Genomic DNA, 18860 nt, shown 5'->3' with positions numbered 1-18860 from the left:
AGAACGATTTCAAAAAGGCTTCTTTTATCGAATATCAATATAATCCTCTGACTTTAACAAACAGTCTTCAAAGGTCGGCATCTGCTCAATGGTGTAGACTGCTGTATCCATAAGTTGAAAGGCTAAAGGACAGCCACTTCCTTCTCCCAATCGCATCTCTAAATCAAGTACAGGACTTAGCCCTAAAGCATTTGCCACAACTTGAAAAGCAGGTTCTTTAGAACAATGCGAAGCAAAGGCATAGTCCAAAACTGCTGTGTTTAGTTTGGAGGCAAGCAATAACCCTGCGATGGAGATTACTCCATCAATCACACAGGGAACTCGATAATAAGCTGCAGCTAAAAAGGTCCCTGCAATCCCTAAGATATCCAAACCACCAAGGCAACTGGCTACTTCTAAAGGATCTCTCATTTTAGAATGCAAGGCTAGGCTGTCTTGAATGACTTGTACTTTATGGCTCCGCATTGTCTCAGTTAGACCTGCACCATAACCTGTTAATTCCTGCGGGTCTAACTCTAACAATGCTGCTATCAGCGCAACAGATGTAGTAGTATTTCCAATTCCCATTTCACCAGTCCCAAGAACTGTAAATCCTTCATCAATCATTTCCCTAGCCGCCTCAAAACCAACCATAACTGCAGCCTCTGCTTCGCCCAGGCTCATTGCGGCCTCTCTACGAATATTGCCAGTCCCATACCGAATTTTTTGAGTAGAGATGTCCCCAAGATCTTTCTTACAACCAATATCGATTACCTTGACAGCATTTCCCACAAATCGTGACAAAACACAGACCCCAGACTTACCTTCTTTCATATTAAGAGCAACCTGCGCCGTTGTTTCTTGAGGATTTGAAGAAACACCTTCCTCAACAACTCCGTTATCTGCAACATAAACCAGAACAACCTTCTTCGATAAATTGATTTCTTTAGAAAAAATGGCAAATAGGCGTGCATAAATTGATTCCAGTTGTCCTAATGATCCAAATGGTTTGGCTAACCTGTCACAGAGAAGTTGACCTTCTTGTAGTTCCTGCTGAGAAACAGGCTGAATCTGTTCTAGGATATCCTTTAATTTCTTCATCCGTCATCCTCCCCTAGCTCTATTCCTTTGAAATGAATCGATGAATAATACCGTTTTGTATAATACTGACCTATGGAATGGTTCATAATCTGATGTTCAAATGCTTCCAAATCTGCTTTTTGCTCTGGCCTGAGTAATATTCCCAGTACTGTACCACTATGGGCTACATTTATCCCCAAAAAACCAAAGGATTGGACTAGAATTTCGAGTTCTTTGAAAAATGGTTTAGGCAAACGCTGGTTATTTAATGTCCCAGAAAGAGTTGCTAAGTAGCCCAATAACTCAACATCTCTATCTTGACAAGCTTTTTGGAAGAGGGGGAAAATTTCTGCTGCACTTTCTAGGGAGTAGGTTGAACTTTTAGGCTGTCTCTCTATTTCTAGGGTATCCACCCTCTCACAGGGCTCTAGGATATAAACTCCTAGAGTCGGTTGCCAGTCTGTTTCCCAAACTACCTGACCGGTTAGCGGATTGATAACCGTCCAATTTCTAAAAGCCAGAGAATCTGTCGGTTCAATCCGACATGCACGTCGCGTCACCTCATCTGCACTCAATCGTCTGCCTTGATAATAAGAGCAAGCTTGAAAAACTGCCAAAATATCCGCGGTACTGCTTGAACACCCTTTTGATAGGGGAATGTTTGTCATATGTGCTATCTGTAGCTTCTTACCTTGTTCAAACTGTTGCAGAGCTTGAGCCATTTTGGGCATCACGGGAGTTCCTGTTTCTCCGCATGTCTGTTTTCTTATTTTCACCGTTGCATAACGATCGATAGCATAAGACAGCAGTAACTCCTGACCTTGATAAGGGATTTGAAATAATTCTCCGCAGGAACCAGGACAGCGAGCCCAAACTTGTCTTGTCATGATTTCTCCTTCCCAAGCAAGCTTTTCAAGGTTGCTAATAATACTTGGTTTTCTTCATGGCGACGGACAGCCAAACGATAGTAAGATCGATTTAGTCCATGGTAGTTCTGACAGGAACGAATAAAGATTCCCAGTTTTCCCAACTCAGCTTCTAAATCCAGTTTTCCATGATAGTGTATAAAAATATAATTCGCATGTGCGGAACCTACTGTTAGCTCTGCAAACTCTTGAAGCGAGGAAGTCAGGAAAGACCTCTCCCTTGCAATATATTCAAGTGTCTTTTGACGGTAGCTTTCATCCTCTAATAACACAGGTAAAATGGAGAGAGCTAAGGTATTAACCATCCAAGGAATTTGAGTATCTCTCAAAAGCTTCATCATTTTCTGATGACTTGATACCAAATAACCCAATCGTAATCCTGGAATCGCATAAAATTTGGTCAGGGAACGCCAAATGAACAACTGAGAAAATCGTGCTAACTCTGGTATCAAACTTTCCGCATCCTCTAAGAAATCCATAAAAGCTTCATCTAATAGGAGAAAAACTCCTTTCCTAGTACATTCCTCCGCAAGCGCTAGCAAATCAACTTTCTTCATCAAAGACGAAGTGGGATTGTTAGGGTTACAGAGAATGAAGGCATCTCCTGAATCTAGATGAGCAAGATTCGCCATTAAAGAGTCCAACTGGTATTCAAAATGTGGCGGTCGTAACTCAATATAGTTAATGTCACTTGAAACTTCCCGAAAAGCCTGTTCGTATTCCATAAATGTTGGACTAGGTAGCACTACTGTTTTAGGTTTTAAACAACGGGCTAACTGATAAATCAGCTCGATAGCTCCGTTTCCCAATAAAACCTGTTCGGTAGAAAGGTTATGATAGGTAGCCACGGCTTGACGAGCCAGTTGATAATCCGGATCAGGGTAATGTATCAGATGATTGAGATTCTGAATCAAACACTCTCGCACTCTAGGGGAAATCCCCAAAGGATTAATATTTGCAGAAAAATCGATACAGGTTTGCAGATCCACTCCCCACTTTTGGGCCTGGTATAATCGATTTCCACCATGTTCTACCTTCATCATAAATCCTTTCTAAGACCAAAACAAAGCCCTAACTCTTCAACTACCTTCTCCTATCCAACAGGACTACATATTGTTTTGTCGCCAGTTCTCAATTAGACTTCCCATTTTTACATTTTCGTCATCCAAGCTTCGATAAAGACGTTCGTGTCCATCACCAATATATAGAACAGGATTAAATTGGTCGTTTCTAAAATAACCATCTGCATCCACAAACTGTTCATCCACTACTCTGCGAGTCACTTCAGCTACTACATTGGTCAAGGCACCAAATTCCATTTTGTCAACGACCTTACATTCAATCGAAATAGGGCAGGCATCGACTAACGGGGCATCTACCGTTTGAGCTAGGCTATAGGCTAATTTAGTCAAATCAAATTTATCTTTTTTACTATTAAACCCTGCTACCTCCACCTCTTCTAATAAATCTTTTTGCGGTACATTAATCGTGAACTCTCCTGTTTTTAAGATATGTTGCATCGAATTACTTTTCGTTCGCATTCCAATAACAACCATTCTCCCTAGAGAATAGACTGAGCTTGAGGTGGTAATATTGTATCCATGAATTTCATCTTTATAACCTAGAAAAAAAACTGGAAATCCAAAATAAAGCTTTCTTGTATCAAATGTGTTTTTCATAATTTTCCTCCATTGTTGCCATAACTGCTTTTTTTAATCGACAGTTAGAATAGTTGGGATAACCTATTTTTTGAATAAGAGTCTGTGTAACTGGGTGAGAAACAGAAATTGGAATTTGAAAATCTCTGATTTCTTCGATAATTTTTCCTCCAAATAAGGTAAGAACCCGATCACAGATTGCCTGACACAGATTAAAATCGTGGGATATAAACAAATAAGATAGGTGCCTTTCTTCCTTTAACTCAAAAAGTAGGGCTAAGAGTTGTCTTTGAATACTTGGGTCTAAACCGCTCAAAGATTCATCGAAAATAATCACTTGAGCTTTGGATAGTATCGCCCTTGCAATACAAATCCTCTGTAATTGACCCCCACTCATCTCCCTCGCTCTTTTTTGAAGAAAGTTCGGCGCTAGACCAACTTTTTTCAGTATCCCTATAAGCATATCTTGGGAAGAACTCTTATCTACTAGCACTTCCTGCAGAATCTCTTCTACAGTCATTAAAGGGTTTAAGGCATGAAAAGCATCTTGAAAGACCAAGTGAATTTTAGAGCCGCTCTCTCTTCGGTGATAGACTTGGCCATCTAATAGCACCTGTCCTTGATCAGCAGTTTCTAAACCAGCTAAAATTCTTGCGAGACAGGTTTTCCCAGTTCCACTAGGACCCATTAAACCAACAATTTCTCCCTTTTGCAGGCTAAACTGACAGTTTTCCAAAACCTTATAACCTTGAAAACTTTTACTTACAAGACGACATTCCAACATTCTATTTCACCAATCTTTCAAATCTATCCTGTAAAAAAGAATCGTACCTATCGGTAAATTGGGAATTCAAGAGTAGTTCCCCAATAGGGGCAAATTCTTTTCTAATCCCTTCCTCGATAACTAGAACATGGCCCCCTAATTCTCTCACTAAAGCATAATCATGACTCACTAATAGAATGGTTTTTCCCATTGCCAGCAAATCCTTTATGGTCTTAACAATTCGAGATGTGTGATAAGCATCCAAAGCAGAAGTTGGTTCATCTAAAATCAAAATTGACGGTTCGAGTGCTAAGAGAATCGCCAGCATAATCCGTTGCAGTGTCCCACCACTTAATTCCCAGGGAAAAGCATCCAATAAACGGTCAGTATGAGCAAGTCCGACCAATTCAAGCTTTTCTCCCGCAAGTTTTCTACAAACTTCCCTGCTTATTTTTTGGTGACTTTTTAAACTGTCTATAAAATGTCCTATAACCCTTTGTCTAGGATTAAAAATAGCCATTGGATTTTGAGGAAGATAGCCGATTCGCTTCCCCCTCACTTGTTGAGAGTAACTGCCCTTATCTTGTAACAAATCTACTTGATCTAAAAAAATCGTTCCTCTCACTTGAAACCCAGGTGGAATTGAGCCAAGAATACTCTTAACAAGGACGGTTTTCCCAGCTCCACTGGGACCGATAATCGTCGTAAGTTCCCCTAATGGAATTCTAGCCTGAATATTGTGGAGAAGATTTGTTTCACCATTACTAATGCTTAATTGATTGATCCAAAGCTCCATCATCTACTCATCCTTTCAGAAAAATATTCACCTATATAGTTGAAACTGGCAACTGTTGCAAAAATTGCTAAACCAGGTGCCCACATCAACCAGCTTGCTCCATTAAAGTAGGGACGCGCATCGTGTAACATCATTCCCCATTCCGGCATCGTCGGCTGAAGTCCCAAACCTAAAAAGGAGAAGGAGGAAATCATAAGAATAATCGAGCCAACATTCATCAAGGCCAACACAAGAACAGGTTTGTATACAAAAGGAAGAATATGCCTCAAAATAATTGTTCTCAGAGGAAGATTCATCATTTGAGCAACTTGCACATATTCAATTTGTTTGATTTCTTCAACTAACTGAATTGCAAATCGAGCATAATAAAACCACTCTACTGCTACAATCGCAATAATCACGTTGAGAATTCCTTGACCAAAAAATGCAACAAAAACCAAAGCCAACATAAAACTTGGAAAGGCAGAAATAGCGTTCGCAAACCAAAGGAAACAGCTTTTGACTCTTCCTTGATACCAGCCGACTACCAGACCTATTCCAAGCCCTAAAGCACTTTCTAAAAAGGTAATCGTTAGCGCTAAAAACAAGGAATACCGTGCTCCAAAAAGCACTCTCGAATAGACATCTCTCCCCAACTGATCTGTCCCCAACCAATGAACAGGACCTGGTTCCAGCAAACGAGCGGATAAGTCAAGTTCCTGGGGATCAAAAGGAGCTAACCAAGTCGAACCAAGTGCCATAATCAGAAGAATAAACATCCAACATAACAGGATATACTTTACTTTTGCCATATTAGTTTTGTTTTCTAAGACGAGGATCAATGATTCCTATCATTCGACGAAGGAAGCAATGATTCAGTAAAAACAAGGATCCAAAAAGCAGCATACAAGCTTGAATAACAGGTACATCCATTGCCTGTAGAGACTCTACAAATAGGCTCCCCAATCCTTTCCAGGAAAAAATTTCCTCAACGACCAAGGATCCTGTCAGTAAATAAATAAACGCTAGAGAATAACCTGTAAGTAGGGTCGGAGCAGCATTTCTCAGAATATGATTCCAAAGAATGCGACCTTCACGAACTCCTCTTAATCGAGCCATTTCAACATGCGGTTGTTCTAACTGAATCTGAACTTCCTTGCGAATTAAAGCAGTATACTGTCCTATCATCGGTAGAGACAGGGTCAAGCTTGGTAAAATCAAGCTTGACCACCCCTGTCTACCTGAGATTGGTAGCCAACCAAGATAGACACCTAAATAAAGCATCAAAAGATAGGCTAACCAAAAATTAGGAATGGACACAAACAATAAGCTCATCCCATATGTAATTTTATCGAACCAAGAACCCTTTTTCAGACCACTGACAATACCCAAAAAAGAAGAGAGTAAAAGCGTCAATAAAAATGAAGGAAAAGCCAACAACAAGGTGTCACAAAAGCGGCTCCAAACAAGTGGTAATACAGGTATTTTTAAAATATAAGATATTCCAAAATCTCCTGTTAGTACTGAAGTCAACCAAGAAATATACTGAGAAATAGTGGAACGATTCAATTGCAAATAATCTCGAGCCTGTGCCAGATTTTCTTCAGTAATCACAATGTTTGATGCTCGAAGATAGTTTTCCGCCGGATCAATGGGACTAGCTTTTGTTAACAAAAACGTTACCAAGGAGAGAAATAGAAAGGAACTCAAAAAGGATAGCAGCTGTTTCCCAATCACCTGAATAAATCCTTTCGTCAAATCTGACCTCCCTTATTTCGTACGTACTTTTTGAATCGAACTGAGTGAAAAGGCATTTTCCTCTGCAGCAAATGTGACTCCCTCTAATTCACCCTTACGGTAAACCGATAGTACAGATTGATAAGTCAATGGAATATAAACCGCTTCATCATGTAGAATTTGAAGAGCTTGGTGATAACCTTGTGTCACCTTTTCGTTATCCGGTTCAATAAGCGTCTTTTTGATTACCTCATCCAAAGTCTGTTTCGAAGGTAACTTCTGGATAGCAATATTCTCCGGATGTCCATGTGCAGCATCGACTGTTAAGGCAGTCATCCAAGCATGTGGATCCCACGGTGCTCCCCATGAAAAAGTAAACATAGCATCAAAGTTACCGGTCTTCGCGTTGGCCCAGTAAGCATCTTCTTCCATTGCTTGTAACTGAACATCAATCCCCTGTTGTTTTAAGGACGCTTGCATATACTCCGCTAAATCCTTATCTGTAGCCTTAGTTGCAATATAGGGTAAACGCAGAACCAATTTTTCACCATCTTTATAACGGAAACCATCTTCACCCAGCTTCCAACCCTGATTTTCCATTTCCTTCTCAGCCTTATCCGGAGCAAAACTATATGGGGTCAACTCAACATCTGTGTGCGGTGTTGTTTTTGCAAAAAGTGAATCGGCTTCTTGCTCTGTTGATTGGAAAATAGACTTCGAAATTTCTTGCTTATTAATCAATTGCTGCATGGCAAGACGAAGTTTTTTGTCTGCAAAAATAGTTCCATTGGCATTTAGAAGCAAGAGTCGACTAGACATTGGTGAGGAAACAGCCGTTTGATAATCCGAATCTTGGGAGAATTTTTTAAAGCTGTGTAAATCGATTAAGCCATTCCCATACAATAAATCAATCTCCCCTGCCTGAAATTCAAGAAGTCTTGTTTGTGCATCCGGAATAATCCGAACAGTTACTTCTTTCAGTTTAGGCTTAGGTCCCCAATAGGAGTCATTCCGTTTAAAGCGGACATACTCGTTACTTTTCTTATCTGCAACAACCCAAGGTCCCGTACCAATCGGCTCTTTGATAGAGTCCAATCTTGTATTATCTCCATCTGGAAATCCAGCATCTCCTAAAAAGCGGATTGGTCGAATCATAGCCAAATCATAAAGAGTCGCACTATAGGCTTCTTTTAATGTTAATTGGAATGTCTTGGAATCAATCGCCTGATAGGAGTCAATCTGATCCGTCAAGGCAAACCAGGTATGCTCTGATTTATTCTCCTCTGAAAAAATCGTATCAAAATTTCGGCGTATATTTTCAGCTGTTACCGGACTGCCGTCTGAATACTGAGCATCTCGTAAGTGGAAAGTGTAGTTCTTACCATCCTGACTGATATCCCATTTTTCTGCCAAAACTGGCTCAATAGCCCCGTCTTGCCCATAACGAACCAAACCTTCGTACACCATATCCTGTATTACAAATTGGTCTGGGTTATAGCGATGGGGATTTATATCACCAAAATCTTCTCCCCAAGCCAAGGTAAGGCTCTCTGATACTGGAGTTTTTTGCTTAGAAGCTTGAGATTGGCAACCAACTAATCCAAGGACTAGCAAGAAACCCATTGCTAAGTAAAGTAATTTTTTCATAGTTATCTCCCTATTTTAAAAATAGTATTTTCCAGCCAGAATCTTTATCAAGTCTCATACTCAAAACCTGTCCCTGTGGAATGTCAATATCCCAAAAATCCTTGGAAGAATCCACGAACGCTTGATAAATCACTCGCAAAACACCTAGATGAGCGACGATTGCTAGACTCTGAGCAGGAGTAGCTAGAATCGATTGCATACATGCTTGAACCCGTTCTTTAAACTGAGAAAAAGGTTCCGCTTCTGGCGGTGTATAACAAAGAGGGGCTTCTAGCCACTGTTTCCATTCCTCAGGAAAGGCCTGTTCAATTTCATCCGCAGTTTTTCCCTCCCAAAGTCCGAAATCTTTTTCATTCAAGTCAGGGAGAACTGTAAACGAACTGTTCGGAAAAACGAGTCTGGCAGTCTCCTGTGAACGACTCAGCTGACTAACATAAACTTGTTCAACCTCATGCGCTTCTAACAGTTGAGCCATTCTTTTAGCTTGTGAACATCCCTTATCTGTCAAAGGGCTTTCCAAACTGCCGTAAAATCGTTTCTCTTGATTACAGACCGTCTGACCATGACGCATCAAATAGCAAATTTTTGTCATATTACCAACCCCAATAGCAACAGAATCTGGCTTATTTCAACAGCTGCACCTAAAGTATCACCTGTATGCCCTTTTATTTTTTTTAAAACAAATCGACGATAGCAGAGATTCCCGACTAGAACAAAGGTAAAGGCTATCAGACCTCTTAGCTGATAGGTCAGGAACAAAATCAAACAAGGATATAGTTGTGATAAATAAATGGCAAAATCCTTTGTCCCTTGGAAATAAGAAGTAGTCCCTCCTGTCTGTCGCACATACCGAATCCGAAAAAGCTGTAGGCAAAGCCCGGTCTTTCCAATCATTGATAAAAAGACAACCAATTTCCAATGAGGAGCAGGAAGATAGGGAATCGCAAGCAGGAAAAATCCATAGTAAAAAATCAAAGCCAAAACACCATTTGATCCAATTCGACTATCCTTCATAATTTCCAGCATACGATCAGGAGAACGAGAGGAAAAGAGTCCATCTGCTGTGTCCGCTAAACCATCTAAATGAAAACCACCCGTTAGTAAAACATCTAAGAAAAGAATACAAAACCAAGCCAAACTGGTCGGTAAAAAAACATCCACAACGATAAATACAGCTGCCTCAAGTAAACCAAACAAGAGTCCATATAAGGGCAAAACAAGAACACCACGCCTTAAATAGACAAGGTCTATTGGAATAGGAAGGGGAATCCGACTAAACAACTGTGTATAAAGAATCAAAGACCGAATCATTTGAGTTCTTGAACCAAACCTGCAATGACAAGATAAACCCGATCCGCTTCCTCAGCAATCCACTGATTCACTTGTCCAAGTAAGTCCCGAAAATCCCTTCCTAATTGATAATCGGGAACTAAGCTAAGGCCCACTTCATCGGTAACAATCCAACAAGTACCCTCCTTTGAATTTAGAACTCGAAAAATTTCCTGCCATTCTTTTTTCAAATCCTGTTCAATCATCACTCGAGTTTTTCCCTCTCCCTCCAGTAACCATTGACTCGTCATACTTGTCACAGAATCTATCAAGTAATGCTGATAGTTATTTTTTTCTAGCCACAAGGCTAAATCTCTATACTGTTCTTGAGTTCCCCAGCTAGCTGGTCTTCTTTTTTGATGACGCTGTACTTTTTCTAACCATTCTGTATCGTCTGGGAATAGCATTCCCGTAGCAACGTAGCAAACCTGGTCTTCTTCGGCAAGTTGCTTTTCAGCAAAGGCCGACTTTCCACTCTTTGCTCCGCCAATAACCAGATTAATTTCCATGGTCAGCCCTCCTTTATTGTTTTAAAAGCCATTTCAAATGCCGTTAAAGTCTCTTGAATATCCTCCCACGTATGAGCAGCTGATAAAAAGTTCGCTTCATAAGGCGATGGAGCTAGATATATTCCTTCATTCAAGAGGAGGTTATACAATTGGGCAAAGAGTTCATGATCCGAAGCCTGACTGAGTTCAAAATTAGTAACCGGTTTATCTGAGCAGAAAAATCCAAACATCGTACCGATAGATAAAACCTGTAGTTTCATTTGGTACTGCTCCACCAAAGACTGAAGTCCTTCTACCAAGTAGGATGTTTTTTCGACGATTGCCTCAAATACTTCGGATGTCAGAGCTGATAGACCAGCATAACCTGCGGTCATGGCTATTGGATTCCCTGACAGCGTGCCCGCTTGGTAAACAGGTCCCAGTGGAGCAACTTGATCCATCCAAATAGCTTTCCCACCAAAAGCTGCTACAGGAAAACCGGAGCCAATGACCTTCCCTAAACAAACAAGATCTGGATCCAAGCCGAATAGTCCAACCGCACCTTGGATATGAACACGAAAACCGGTCATTACCTCATCAACAATAAATAAAGCTCCTGTTTTTTTACACAATTTCTGGATACCTTGTAGAAAGATAGACGTCCCTGGAACTAAGCCCATATTGCCTGCAACTGCCTCTACAATGACGCCAGCAATATCCGAAGCATAGGCTTCAAATACAGCCTCTAGAGCTTCCAAATCATTGAATGGTAGCGCAATGGTTTCCTGAGCTAGTTCCGGTAAAATACCTGCTGAACTAGCCATACCTAGGCTAGCTACACCTGAGCCAGCCTGTACTAAAAAGGAATCACTGTGACCATGATAACAACCACTAAACTTGACGATTTTCTTACGACCAGTAACCCCACGCGCTAATCGAATCGCAGACATAGTAGCCTCTGTTCCTGAGTTCACCATTCGTACTTTTTCTAAGTAGGGAAGCCGTTCTTTTAAAAGCAATCCTAGATCCAATTCTGCTTGACAAGGAGCACCAAAACTAGTTCCCAACGAAAGACTCTTATTAACTGCCTCAAGAACAGTTTTGGGAGCATGTCCTAAAATCATAGGCCCCCAAGATAAAACATAATCAATATACCGATTCCCATCGATATCTTCAATATAAGAACCTTGAGCTTTCGCGATACAAAGCGGCTCTCCTCCTACCGCTTGGAATGATCGAACTGGACTATTCACACCACCTGGAAACACCTCTTGAGCTTGCTGAAAATAAGCCTGTGATTTTGAAGTTTTCATACTGTCTCCTAATCTTGTAAATAAGAAGCTACATCCTTAGCAAAATAACTAATGATTAGATCTGCACCAGCCCGCTTCATCCCCAATAGGGTTTCTAAAACAACCGCTTTCTCATCAATCCAGCCATTTTGCCCAGCCGCCTTAATCATGGCATACTCACCACTAACATTGTAGGCGACCAAGGGAAGAGAGCTACGTTGACGAAGTTCTCTTAGAATATCTAAGTAAGCCAAGGCAGGCTTAACCATTAAGAAATCCGCTCCCTCTTCCTGGTCGCTCTGAGCTTCCCGTAGAGCTTCCATCCGATTGGCAGGATCCATTTGATACGTTTTTCGATCCCCAAAAGCAGGTGCACTTTCTCCTGCATCCCGGAACGGACCGTAGTAACTGGATGCAAATTTAATCGAATATGACATAATAGGAATCGCTTGAAAACCTGCCTCATCCAGTACTTGCCGAATATAAGCGACAAATCCGTCCATGGCATTTGATGGTGCGATAATATCCGCTCCTGCCTTGACCTGACTTAACGCAACCTTGCCCAAGATTTCAAGACTGGCATCATTATCTACAAGACTTCCATCCAATAAACCACAATGACCATGACTTGTAAATTCACAGAGACAGGTATCCGCAATCACAATCAAGTGAGGAGCTTGTCTTTTTATTTGAGCAATAGCCTGCTGCACAATCCCCTCGTCATTCCAAGCTTGACTTCCTCGCTCATCTTTTTCAGATGGAATGCCGAATAAGATAACAGCTTTAATACCTAGACTGAGGATAAGCTCAATTTCTTCTCCTAAACTGGCCAGAGAATGTTGAAAAACTCCCGGCATTGAAGAAACTTCTTCTTTCCCCTCGATTGCCTCCTTGACAAAAATTGGGGCGATTAGATCGTCAACGGATAGTTGTGTTTCTCTTACAAGATCTCGTAAGGCACTGCTTGTGCGTAACCGACGATGTCGTTGAAACATAGTTAGTTCCTTTCTTTTTTATAGATAGTTTCAATAAGTGCTTCCATACTTGGAATAGTAGGTAGATAATCAACCGTATAACCAGCATCTCGTACTGCTGCTGCCGTAGTCTGTCCAATGACTGCAATTTTATGACTTTCCGGAACCGTGCTCACAACTTCCCGAAAACTCGACCAAGCTGATGGACTAGCAAAAGTCCAGATAACATCTGTGACTTTTAGTAGTCCTTCAAGTTGGGATTGGCCTACAGAATTCGAACTGGTTTCATATAAAACCCAGTCATAAACGGAATGCCCCTGAGCACGTAACTGCTCTGCTAATAACGGATTCGATAAGCTCGATTGTGGAAGGGCAATAGACGTCGCTCTTTTTTGACAACCCAACCACTCTTTGGCAAAATCTTTCGCATAAGCCGATGATGCTTCAAAGTGAACCGTTAGACCCTTTTCCAAAATAGCTTTCGTGGTATGAGAACCAATACTAGCCAACTTGTAAGGTTGCAGGTCCACAAGCGAGGATAATAATTCAACACCTAGAGCACTTGTAAAGAATAGCCATTGTGCTGTTTCAAGCTTAAAGAGAGTCCTTTGACTTAATTCCAATGCCTGCGCTTGGATAAGGGGAGCATGAACCAATTCGTAATCAGCCGCAAACCATCTCAAAGCAACTTCCTCAGCTAGAGGATTCTGACGGGTAATCACAATCTTTTTCATAGGCGTAGATCAAATCCACATTGTTTCATATTTGTAAGAGCTTGATAAGCTAGTGTTTCTGGTTCGCGACCGGTAACAGTCTGGTACACACACACACCCGACTCTTGTCCTAACATCACTTCTAACTTATAGGCTAAATCCGTTTTCACTGCCAATGCTCCAACAGGGTACGTACAATCTGCCTGAAGCAAAGCCAGAACCTGTCTCTCAATCTGTACACAACTAGCTGTCTCAATATCATGAACAGCCGTAAGCAAGGTTCTTAGCTCTTGATCTTCTTCACGACATTGTAAACCCAAGGCAGCTTGAGCGACAGCTGGAATAAAGCGGTCACTCTCTAAAAATTGACATCTTTCCTCGATCTGGTTAAGGATACCTAACCTTTTTATACCTGCTACAGCTAAGACAATGGCTGAATAATCACCTCTTTTTACTTTTTCAATCCGACTATCAATATTGCCTCTTAAATCGACATATTCTAAATCCGGTCGTAGACGTGCTAGCTGCAATTTGCGTCGCAAACTACTAGTCGCAACAACTGCATTGGCCGGCAACTGATCCAAGGTCATCCCAGATTCATGAAAGATGAGGCAATCACGAACATCTTCTCGTTTTGAAATGGCCCCGAGACAAGTGCCTTCAGCAAGGAGGGCTGGCATATCTTTGAGGCTGTGAATAGCCAAGTCAATTTGCCCCTCTTGCAAAGCTCGTTCAATATCCTTGACAAAGACACCTTTTCCGCCAATTTTCTGCAAACTAACATGTTGCAACTGATCCCCCAGAGTTTGATAGGGAACAATTTCAAACTGATAGTCTGGATGAGCCGCCTGTAATTGATTAAGGATCAATTGACTCTGAGCAAGGGCTAGCCGACTCTTACGACTCCCAACGCGGATTACTCTTTTCATCTCCGTCCTCCTTTCCAAGTCCAAATAACTCCTTGACCAATTCCAGGTCTGCTTGCTTCTGATTCGAGTTTGGTAGTTCTTTAATATAAAGAATGGGTTGTCGAAGAAACTGATTTAAAATGCTCTTCATATGTTTTGAAATCTGTTTGTGTTCTCGCTCTCCCCATTCAGGAAACTTTCGTTCAAGACTCGCAAGTGCACCTTCTTGGATCGCCAAAGCCTGTGCTCGTAACTCTCGTAAAACTGGCACAACCTCCAACTCCTCCTTCCAAACCTGATAGGCTAGTAGCTCCTCTTGCATGTCTTGTATAATATCTGCTGCAATTGCCTGCCTCTGCTCCATATGTTGATCGAATTGATTACTAATATGATGAAGGGAATAAAGTTCCAGTTCTCCCCCCTGTGCCACCGTCCGAGGATGACACAGATCAAAGACAAGACTCCCTTCTTGAAATTGATAAGACTCCAGATACAGATGGCCCACATCCGCTGCAGAAATAACAATATTAGCCACTTGTAGAGCTTTTCCTAAGTCCTCCCATGGCCAAAACTCCACCCGCTCATCCCCTAGAAAGGACTGGGCCTTTTCCGGACTTCGGTTTACCAAAATAATTCGTTCCATTGTGGTCTCTAATGCGTGTCTCGTTATTAAACTCCCCATTTCACCAAGACCAATGATCAATAGCGTTTCCTTAGTTCTGTTGGCATGTTCTAACATTTCAAAAACAGTCCGGCCAAGTGACTGAGGCCTAGCATCAATTTGATAAGTTTGGTGCATTTTTTTAGCGAAAGTCAAAACTTGGCGACAGATGTGATTTAGCAGAATCCCCGTGGTACCAGTCTCGAAGGCCATTTTAAAGCAAGCTTTTAACTGACCTAAAATTTGGGTTTCCCCAATAATATTCGACTTCAATCCCACACTAACTTGTAAAAGATGCTCAAGAGCTTGCTCTTCCTCTCGTACCTCTATGTAAGGTTCAATTTCCGCTATTTCTTTATGAAACCAATGTGCCAAAAAACGTTTCCCATAATAACGCCCCGTGTGCAGTTGATCCACTACTAAATAGAGCTCTGTCCGGTGACAAGTTGAAATAATGAGATTTTCTAAAACACTTTTTTCTTTTTTCAGCTGAATTAGAGCATGCTCTAATTCAGCTGAAGAAAAATGACATTCTTCAAACAGACTTAAATCAGATTTCTCATGACTTAGGCCGACAGATAGAAGATACATAAGCTATTCCTCCATATGCTCTCGCAAAAATGCAATCACTTCTTTTCGGAGTTGTTTTGCCCGAGACGGAGATTGCCCCTGTGTTGAAATCATAACAGATACATCTCCCAGGTCTGCCCAGGCTACATTATAAAAATCCGATTCAAACTTATTACCCGTATTGTTGACTAATTGACTAGGCAAAGCATCGCAATATACAGCTTGATTCACTAAATCCTGATTCGTACATGCAAATACCAAAAAGGCATCATCTAAATCCCCTTTCTGATAAGCACGGTTAATCCAAATCACATCCGCAATCTGTAACTTAGGATGAAGTTCAGGGCTAACCACCGTTACCTTAGCCCCAGCTTGAAGCAATCCTTCTACTTTCCTAACTGCAACCTGTCCACCACCAACTACTACAACCGACTTCCCGGTGAGATTCACCATAATAGGGTACATCTCAGGACTCCTTCCCCTTCGTTGAGAAGATTTTTCCGCTCTTACGATAGAGCCTCTCCTCAACTTTTAAACGATGATTCATGATTCTAGCTAAAACGAAAAAATAATCGGACAATCGATTCACATAAATCAAGCCAAAAGGGTTTATATCCTCTTCTTCTTGAAGAGCAACCATGCGTCTTTCTAAACGTCGAATCACTGTACGAATGACATGGGTCTGACTGGCTAGAGAATGTCCACCAGGCAAAATAAAGCTTTCTACTTGCTTGGGAACATCTTTATGAGCATCAATCCGACCCTCCAGCCATTGAATTTGCTCCTGATGTTGTTTATAGGGACGAGCCCCAGGGCTGGTCGCTAAATCACTGCCACAATCAAATAGCTGTTCTTGAATGTCTTGTACATCTGCTATTAAATCAAGAAATACCGGAAAATCCGCCATTTGGGATAACAGTTGACCGACCAGAGAACAGGCCTCATCCACAGTTCCATAAGCTTCCACTCGTAGGTGACTTTTAGATAACCGCAGACCGCCATAAAGTCTCGTCATCCCTTGATCCCCATATCCTGTATAAATCCGCATGCTCTTATCCTCTTTTTTCTAATCCCATTATTTTATAAATGCGATCCATGTCTAGATGGATACGAAGAGCCGAAGCCAACTTATCATACTCCTCTTCTTTCTTTTCAGCCCAGTCTAAATGTGGGACTTCAAGTGCTTCTAAACCTTTTTGCACACGAATGGTATTTAGATAACTTCGTAACCACTTACTATTGTCAAAGATTCCATGTAAATATGTCCCCTGAACTCGTCCATCTAAACTGACTGCCCCATCCCAACGAACCGATTGTGATTCAGATTCATCTATGATACTTGCAAAAGCAGCTGTAGCAGGTTTTCGGTAACTTTCCCCCAAATGAATTTCATACCCTCGCAATTCATAATCACCTTGTCGTGCGAATACCTGGCAAGTTCGTTTTTCATCTTGCATCACAGTATCAATTGCTAAAAGTCCTAGACCGTTTACTTTTTGTAGGGTTGATTCCATCGCCAAAGGATCTGAAATCGTTTCTCCTAACAGCTGATAACCCCCGCAAATACCAAAAATAGAAGAACCGTTGGCGTAAGCTTGTATAATTTCCTCTGCTCGTCCTGTTTTTTCTAAAAGGAGCATATCCTCCAAGGTATTCTTACTCCCCGGTAAAATCAGAAGATCTGGTGTCCCAATCTCATCTCCTGGCATCACATAACGAAGAGACACATCCGGCTCTTGTTCTAGAATTTGAAAATCCGTAAAATTGGACATTCGTTTTAAGGCAAGCACAGCTATGTCTAAATCTTTGGAATCATCTCGTTTCCGATTTTTACCTAAAAGCGCGAGACTATCCTCACTATCGATAGTCATATCTAGATAGGGAATAACACCCACAACTGGAACTTGAGTTAGGGCTTCAATTTGCTCGATACCTGGCTGTAAGAGAGCAAGGTCTCCTCGGAATTTATTGATAATAACACCTTTAACCCTCTCTCTTTCCTCATCTGACAAAAGAGCCAATGTGCCATAAATAGCAGCAAAAACACCCCCTTTATCAATATCTGCAACCAGTAGCACCGGAGCATCAGCTAACTTAGCCATTCCCATATTTACAATATCTCGTTGGTTGAGATTTATTTCAGCTGGGCTTCCTGCACCTTCAATTAAAACGACATCAAATTCTTCTTCCAACTGACTATAGACTTCTTTTATTTTGGGAAGTAATTCTAGTTTATAGTCATGATAGGTTCGGGCATCCATATTGGCCAATACCTTCCCCATAAATATGACTTGGGATTGATGGTCAGAGCTTGGTTTTAATAAAACCGGATTCATACGAACATCTGGTTCAAGACCTGCAGCCTCTGCTTGGACAACTTGAGCTCTCCCCATCTCATCACCTACTGAAGTAATGTAGGAATTTAAAGCCATATTTTGTGACTTGAACGGAACAACCCTTAGGCCATCTTGGTTTAATAGACGGGCTAAACCAGCAACTAAAATACTTTTCCCAGAATCAGAAGCGGTTCCTTGAATCATGAGTGATCGGGCCATTGAATTTTCCTACTTTCTTTTTCAAATTCTTGTTCATCGCGATATAGGGGAAGCCCTAAATCTAAATGAAGCCGAACCAGCCAAGGACAATCCAGTCCTGCCTGTCTCAATTTTTCTCTTGCCATAAAAACGGTTTCCTTGGTCCCTGCTAAACAGATCTGACCTTGATCCAAAACATAGGCATAATCACAACAAGCATACATCAGATCCATATCATGACTACTCAAAACAATCTTAACGCCCTTTTGCGCTAAATTTTGAATCAACGCTAACATCTGAGTCCGTCCCTCTGGATCCAAACCAGCAGTAGGCTCATCTAACAATAAGTAGCGAGGCTGTAACGCCAAAATACTAGCAATCGCAACTCGCTTCTTTTGCCCATAACTTAAATAGGCGATGGGATAATCCTTTAAAGTCAGAATATCCATAGCTTCCAAGGCTTTCGTCACTCTAGAAGAACACTCTGTCTCTGGAACACCCAAGTTTCTTAAAGCCAAAGCTACATCATCCCAAACAATTGTTGAAAACAATTGCTGATCCGGATCTTGAAATACCATGGCTACCTCCTGGCGATAACGATACAATTCCTTTTTACTTATCCCCAGTTCTCTGCCATTATAAAGAATACGCCCTTGTTTCAATGGATTTAAGCCCATCAAAGTTCTCATAAGAGTTGACTTACCCGAACCATTCCTCCCTAAGATACCTGTAATAGATGCTTGACCAAAATCCATCGAAATATTTTGGAGTACATTTCCAAAACTTTGATCAAAACAGATTGTCATCTCTTCTACTTGTAACACCA

At 41.3% G+C, this 18860-nt stretch carries 21 protein-coding genes; all 21 read right to left on the bottom strand.

Translation table 11 applies throughout. The features are described 5' to 3' along the window. Positions 1–24: 24 nt before the first annotated feature. Positions 25–1080, bottom strand: a complete 1056-nt coding sequence (gene cobT / locus ACXM1Q_RS02655) for a nicotinate-nucleotide--dimethylbenzimidazole phosphoribosyltransferase (RefSeq protein ID WP_458515909.1) — start codon at positions 1078–1080, stop codon at positions 25–27. Then, positions 1077–1946, bottom strand: a complete 870-nt coding sequence (locus ACXM1Q_RS02650) for a GHMP family kinase ATP-binding protein (protein ID WP_458515907.1) — start codon at positions 1944–1946, stop codon at positions 1077–1079. Before ACXM1Q_RS02650 ends, cobT begins: the two co-directional genes overlap by 4 nt. Then, positions 1943–3028 carry a threonine-phosphate decarboxylase CobD gene (gene cobD / locus ACXM1Q_RS02645; protein WP_458515905.1) on the bottom strand — a complete coding sequence of 362 codons (1086 nt, stop codon included), beginning with the start codon at positions 3026–3028 and terminating at the stop codon, positions 1943–1945. The genes ACXM1Q_RS02650 and cobD overlap by 4 nt, the downstream gene beginning before the upstream one ends. Before the next feature lie 63 nt (positions 3029–3091). After that, on the bottom strand, positions 3092–3664 hold the full coding sequence (locus ACXM1Q_RS02640; protein WP_458515903.1) for a flavin reductase family protein: 573 nt from the start codon (positions 3662–3664) through the stop codon (positions 3092–3094). Beyond that, positions 3648–4427, bottom strand: a complete 780-nt coding sequence (locus tag ACXM1Q_RS02635) for an ABC transporter ATP-binding protein (RefSeq protein ID WP_458515901.1) — start codon at positions 4425–4427, stop codon at positions 3648–3650. Before ACXM1Q_RS02635 ends, ACXM1Q_RS02640 begins: the two co-directional genes overlap by 17 nt. A 1-nt stretch (position 4428) precedes the next feature. After that, positions 4429–5205, bottom strand: a complete 777-nt coding sequence (locus ACXM1Q_RS02630) for an ATP-binding cassette domain-containing protein (protein WP_458515899.1) — start codon at positions 5203–5205, stop codon at positions 4429–4431. Next, a complete protein-coding gene (locus tag ACXM1Q_RS02625) occupies positions 5202–5993 on the bottom strand; it encodes an ABC transporter permease (protein WP_458515897.1) in 792 nt (263 codons plus the stop codon). The genes ACXM1Q_RS02630 and ACXM1Q_RS02625 overlap by 4 nt, the downstream gene beginning before the upstream one ends. Before the next feature lies 1 nt (position 5994). Beyond that, entirely contained in the window at positions 5995–6939 is a 945-nt protein-coding gene (locus ACXM1Q_RS02620; protein ID WP_458515895.1) for an ABC transporter permease, read from the bottom strand. A 12-nt stretch (positions 6940–6951) separates the two neighbouring features. Beyond that, positions 6952–8565, bottom strand: a complete 1614-nt coding sequence (nikA, locus tag ACXM1Q_RS02615) for a nickel ABC transporter substrate-binding protein (protein WP_458515893.1) — start codon at positions 8563–8565, stop codon at positions 6952–6954. Positions 8566–8575: 10 nt separating this feature from the next. Further along, complete coding sequence (locus ACXM1Q_RS02610) at positions 8576–9157, bottom strand: histidine phosphatase family protein (protein ID WP_458515891.1); 582 nt, start codon at positions 9155–9157, stop codon at positions 8576–8578. Then, a complete protein-coding gene (cobS, locus tag ACXM1Q_RS02605; protein WP_458515889.1) occupies positions 9154–9876 on the bottom strand; it encodes an adenosylcobinamide-GDP ribazoletransferase in 723 nt (240 codons plus the stop codon). Before cobS ends, ACXM1Q_RS02610 begins: the two co-directional genes overlap by 4 nt. After that, entirely contained in the window at positions 9873–10403 is a 531-nt protein-coding gene (cobU, locus tag ACXM1Q_RS02600) for a bifunctional adenosylcobinamide kinase/adenosylcobinamide-phosphate guanylyltransferase (RefSeq protein WP_458515887.1), read from the bottom strand. Before cobU ends, cobS begins: the two co-directional genes overlap by 4 nt. Before the next feature lie 2 nt (positions 10404–10405). Then, positions 10406–11695 (bottom strand): glutamate-1-semialdehyde 2,1-aminomutase, encoded by a 1290-nt coding sequence (gene hemL, locus ACXM1Q_RS02595; RefSeq protein ID WP_458515885.1) that lies wholly within the window; start codon positions 11693–11695, stop codon positions 10406–10408. Between the two features lie 8 nt (positions 11696–11703). Next, positions 11704–12669: a porphobilinogen synthase gene (gene hemB, locus ACXM1Q_RS02590; protein ID WP_458515883.1), complete on the bottom strand. Its 966-nt coding sequence runs from the start codon at positions 12667–12669 to the stop codon at positions 11704–11706. Positions 12670–12671: 2 nt separating this feature from the next. Then, positions 12672–13382, bottom strand: coding sequence for a uroporphyrinogen-III synthase (locus ACXM1Q_RS02585; protein WP_458515881.1), 711 nt, complete (start codon positions 13380–13382; stop codon positions 12672–12674). Then, on the bottom strand, positions 13379–14290 hold the full coding sequence (hemC, locus tag ACXM1Q_RS02580) for a hydroxymethylbilane synthase (protein WP_458515879.1): 912 nt from the start codon (positions 14288–14290) through the stop codon (positions 13379–13381). Before hemC ends, ACXM1Q_RS02585 begins: the two co-directional genes overlap by 4 nt. Beyond that, positions 14259–15521 (bottom strand): glutamyl-tRNA reductase, encoded by a 1263-nt coding sequence (hemA, locus tag ACXM1Q_RS02575; RefSeq protein ID WP_458515877.1) that lies wholly within the window; start codon positions 15519–15521, stop codon positions 14259–14261. The genes hemC and hemA overlap by 32 nt, the downstream gene beginning before the upstream one ends. Positions 15522–15524: 3 nt before the next feature. Next, positions 15525–15965 (bottom strand): precorrin-2 dehydrogenase/sirohydrochlorin ferrochelatase family protein, encoded by a 441-nt coding sequence (locus tag ACXM1Q_RS02570; RefSeq protein ID WP_458515875.1) that lies wholly within the window; start codon positions 15963–15965, stop codon positions 15525–15527. 1 nt (position 15966) lies between these two features. Next, positions 15967–16548: a cob(I)yrinic acid a,c-diamide adenosyltransferase gene (locus ACXM1Q_RS02565; protein WP_458515873.1), complete on the bottom strand. Its 582-nt coding sequence runs from the start codon at positions 16546–16548 to the stop codon at positions 15967–15969. A gap of 4 nt (positions 16549–16552) precedes the next feature. Next, positions 16553–18055 carry a cobyric acid synthase gene (locus ACXM1Q_RS02560; RefSeq protein ID WP_458515871.1) on the bottom strand — a complete coding sequence of 501 codons (1503 nt, stop codon included), beginning with the start codon at positions 18053–18055 and terminating at the stop codon, positions 16553–16555. Beyond that, entirely contained in the window at positions 18037–18858 is an 822-nt protein-coding gene (locus ACXM1Q_RS02555; RefSeq protein WP_458515959.1) for an energy-coupling factor ABC transporter ATP-binding protein, read from the bottom strand. Before ACXM1Q_RS02555 ends, ACXM1Q_RS02560 begins: the two co-directional genes overlap by 19 nt. Positions 18859–18860 lie beyond the last annotated feature (2 nt).

This window comes from Streptococcus sp. 10F2 (assembly GCF_054331515.2).
Note: the sequence above shows the minus strand (reverse complement) of the source record. Positions and strands in the feature narration are given on the sequence as shown.

What these genes read in the sequence shown, in the direction of transcription:
- ACXM1Q_RS02585 (WP_458515881.1), bottom strand. Translation starts at nt 13,382, where the DNA reads ATGAAAAAGATTGTGATTACCCGTCAGAATCCTCTAGCTGAGGAAGTT.
- ACXM1Q_RS02630 (WP_458515899.1), bottom strand. Translation starts at nt 5,205, where the DNA reads ATGATGGAGCTTTGGATCAATCAATTAAGCATTAGTAATGGTGAAACA.
- ACXM1Q_RS02635 (WP_458515901.1), bottom strand. Translation starts at nt 4,427, where the DNA reads ATGTTGGAATGTCGTCTTGTAAGTAAAAGTTTTCAAGGTTATAAGGTT.
- hemL (WP_458515885.1), bottom strand. Translation starts at nt 11,695, where the DNA reads ATGAAAACTTCAAAATCACAGGCTTATTTTCAGCAAGCTCAAGAGGTG.
- ACXM1Q_RS02650 (WP_458515907.1), bottom strand. Translation starts at nt 1,946, where the DNA reads ATGACAAGACAAGTTTGGGCTCGCTGTCCTGGTTCCTGCGGAGAATTA.
- cobU (WP_458515887.1), bottom strand. Translation starts at nt 10,403, where the DNA reads ATGGAAATTAATCTGGTTATTGGCGGAGCAAAGAGTGGAAAGTCGGCC.
- ACXM1Q_RS02640 (WP_458515903.1), bottom strand. Translation starts at nt 3,664, where the DNA reads ATGAAAAACACATTTGATACAAGAAAGCTTTATTTTGGATTTCCAGTT.
- cobT (WP_458515909.1), bottom strand. Translation starts at nt 1,080, where the DNA reads ATGAAGAAATTAAAGGATATCCTAGAACAGATTCAGCCTGTTTCTCAG.
- hemC (WP_458515879.1), bottom strand. Translation starts at nt 14,290, where the DNA reads ATGAAAAGAGTAATCCGCGTTGGGAGTCGTAAGAGTCGGCTAGCCCTT.
- ACXM1Q_RS02625 (WP_458515897.1), bottom strand. Translation starts at nt 5,993, where the DNA reads ATGGCAAAAGTAAAGTATATCCTGTTATGTTGGATGTTTATTCTTCTG.
- ACXM1Q_RS02560 (WP_458515871.1), bottom strand. Translation starts at nt 18,055, where the DNA reads ATGGCCCGATCACTCATGATTCAAGGAACCGCTTCTGATTCTGGGAAA.
- nikA (WP_458515893.1), bottom strand. Translation starts at nt 8,565, where the DNA reads ATGAAAAAATTACTTTACTTAGCAATGGGTTTCTTGCTAGTCCTTGGA.
- cobD (WP_458515905.1), bottom strand. Translation starts at nt 3,028, where the DNA reads ATGATGAAGGTAGAACATGGTGGAAATCGATTATACCAGGCCCAAAAG.
- ACXM1Q_RS02565 (WP_458515873.1), bottom strand. Translation starts at nt 16,548, where the DNA reads ATGCGGATTTATACAGGATATGGGGATCAAGGGATGACGAGACTTTAT.
- ACXM1Q_RS02570 (WP_458515875.1), bottom strand. Translation starts at nt 15,965, where the DNA reads ATGTACCCTATTATGGTGAATCTCACCGGGAAGTCGGTTGTAGTAGTT.
- ACXM1Q_RS02610 (WP_458515891.1), bottom strand. Translation starts at nt 9,157, where the DNA reads ATGACAAAAATTTGCTATTTGATGCGTCATGGTCAGACGGTCTGTAAT.
- hemB (WP_458515883.1), bottom strand. Translation starts at nt 12,669, where the DNA reads ATGTTTCAACGACATCGTCGGTTACGCACAAGCAGTGCCTTACGAGAT.
- hemA (WP_458515877.1), bottom strand. Translation starts at nt 15,521, where the DNA reads ATGTATCTTCTATCTGTCGGCCTAAGTCATGAGAAATCTGATTTAAGT.
- cobS (WP_458515889.1), bottom strand. Translation starts at nt 9,876, where the DNA reads ATGATTCGGTCTTTGATTCTTTATACACAGTTGTTTAGTCGGATTCCC.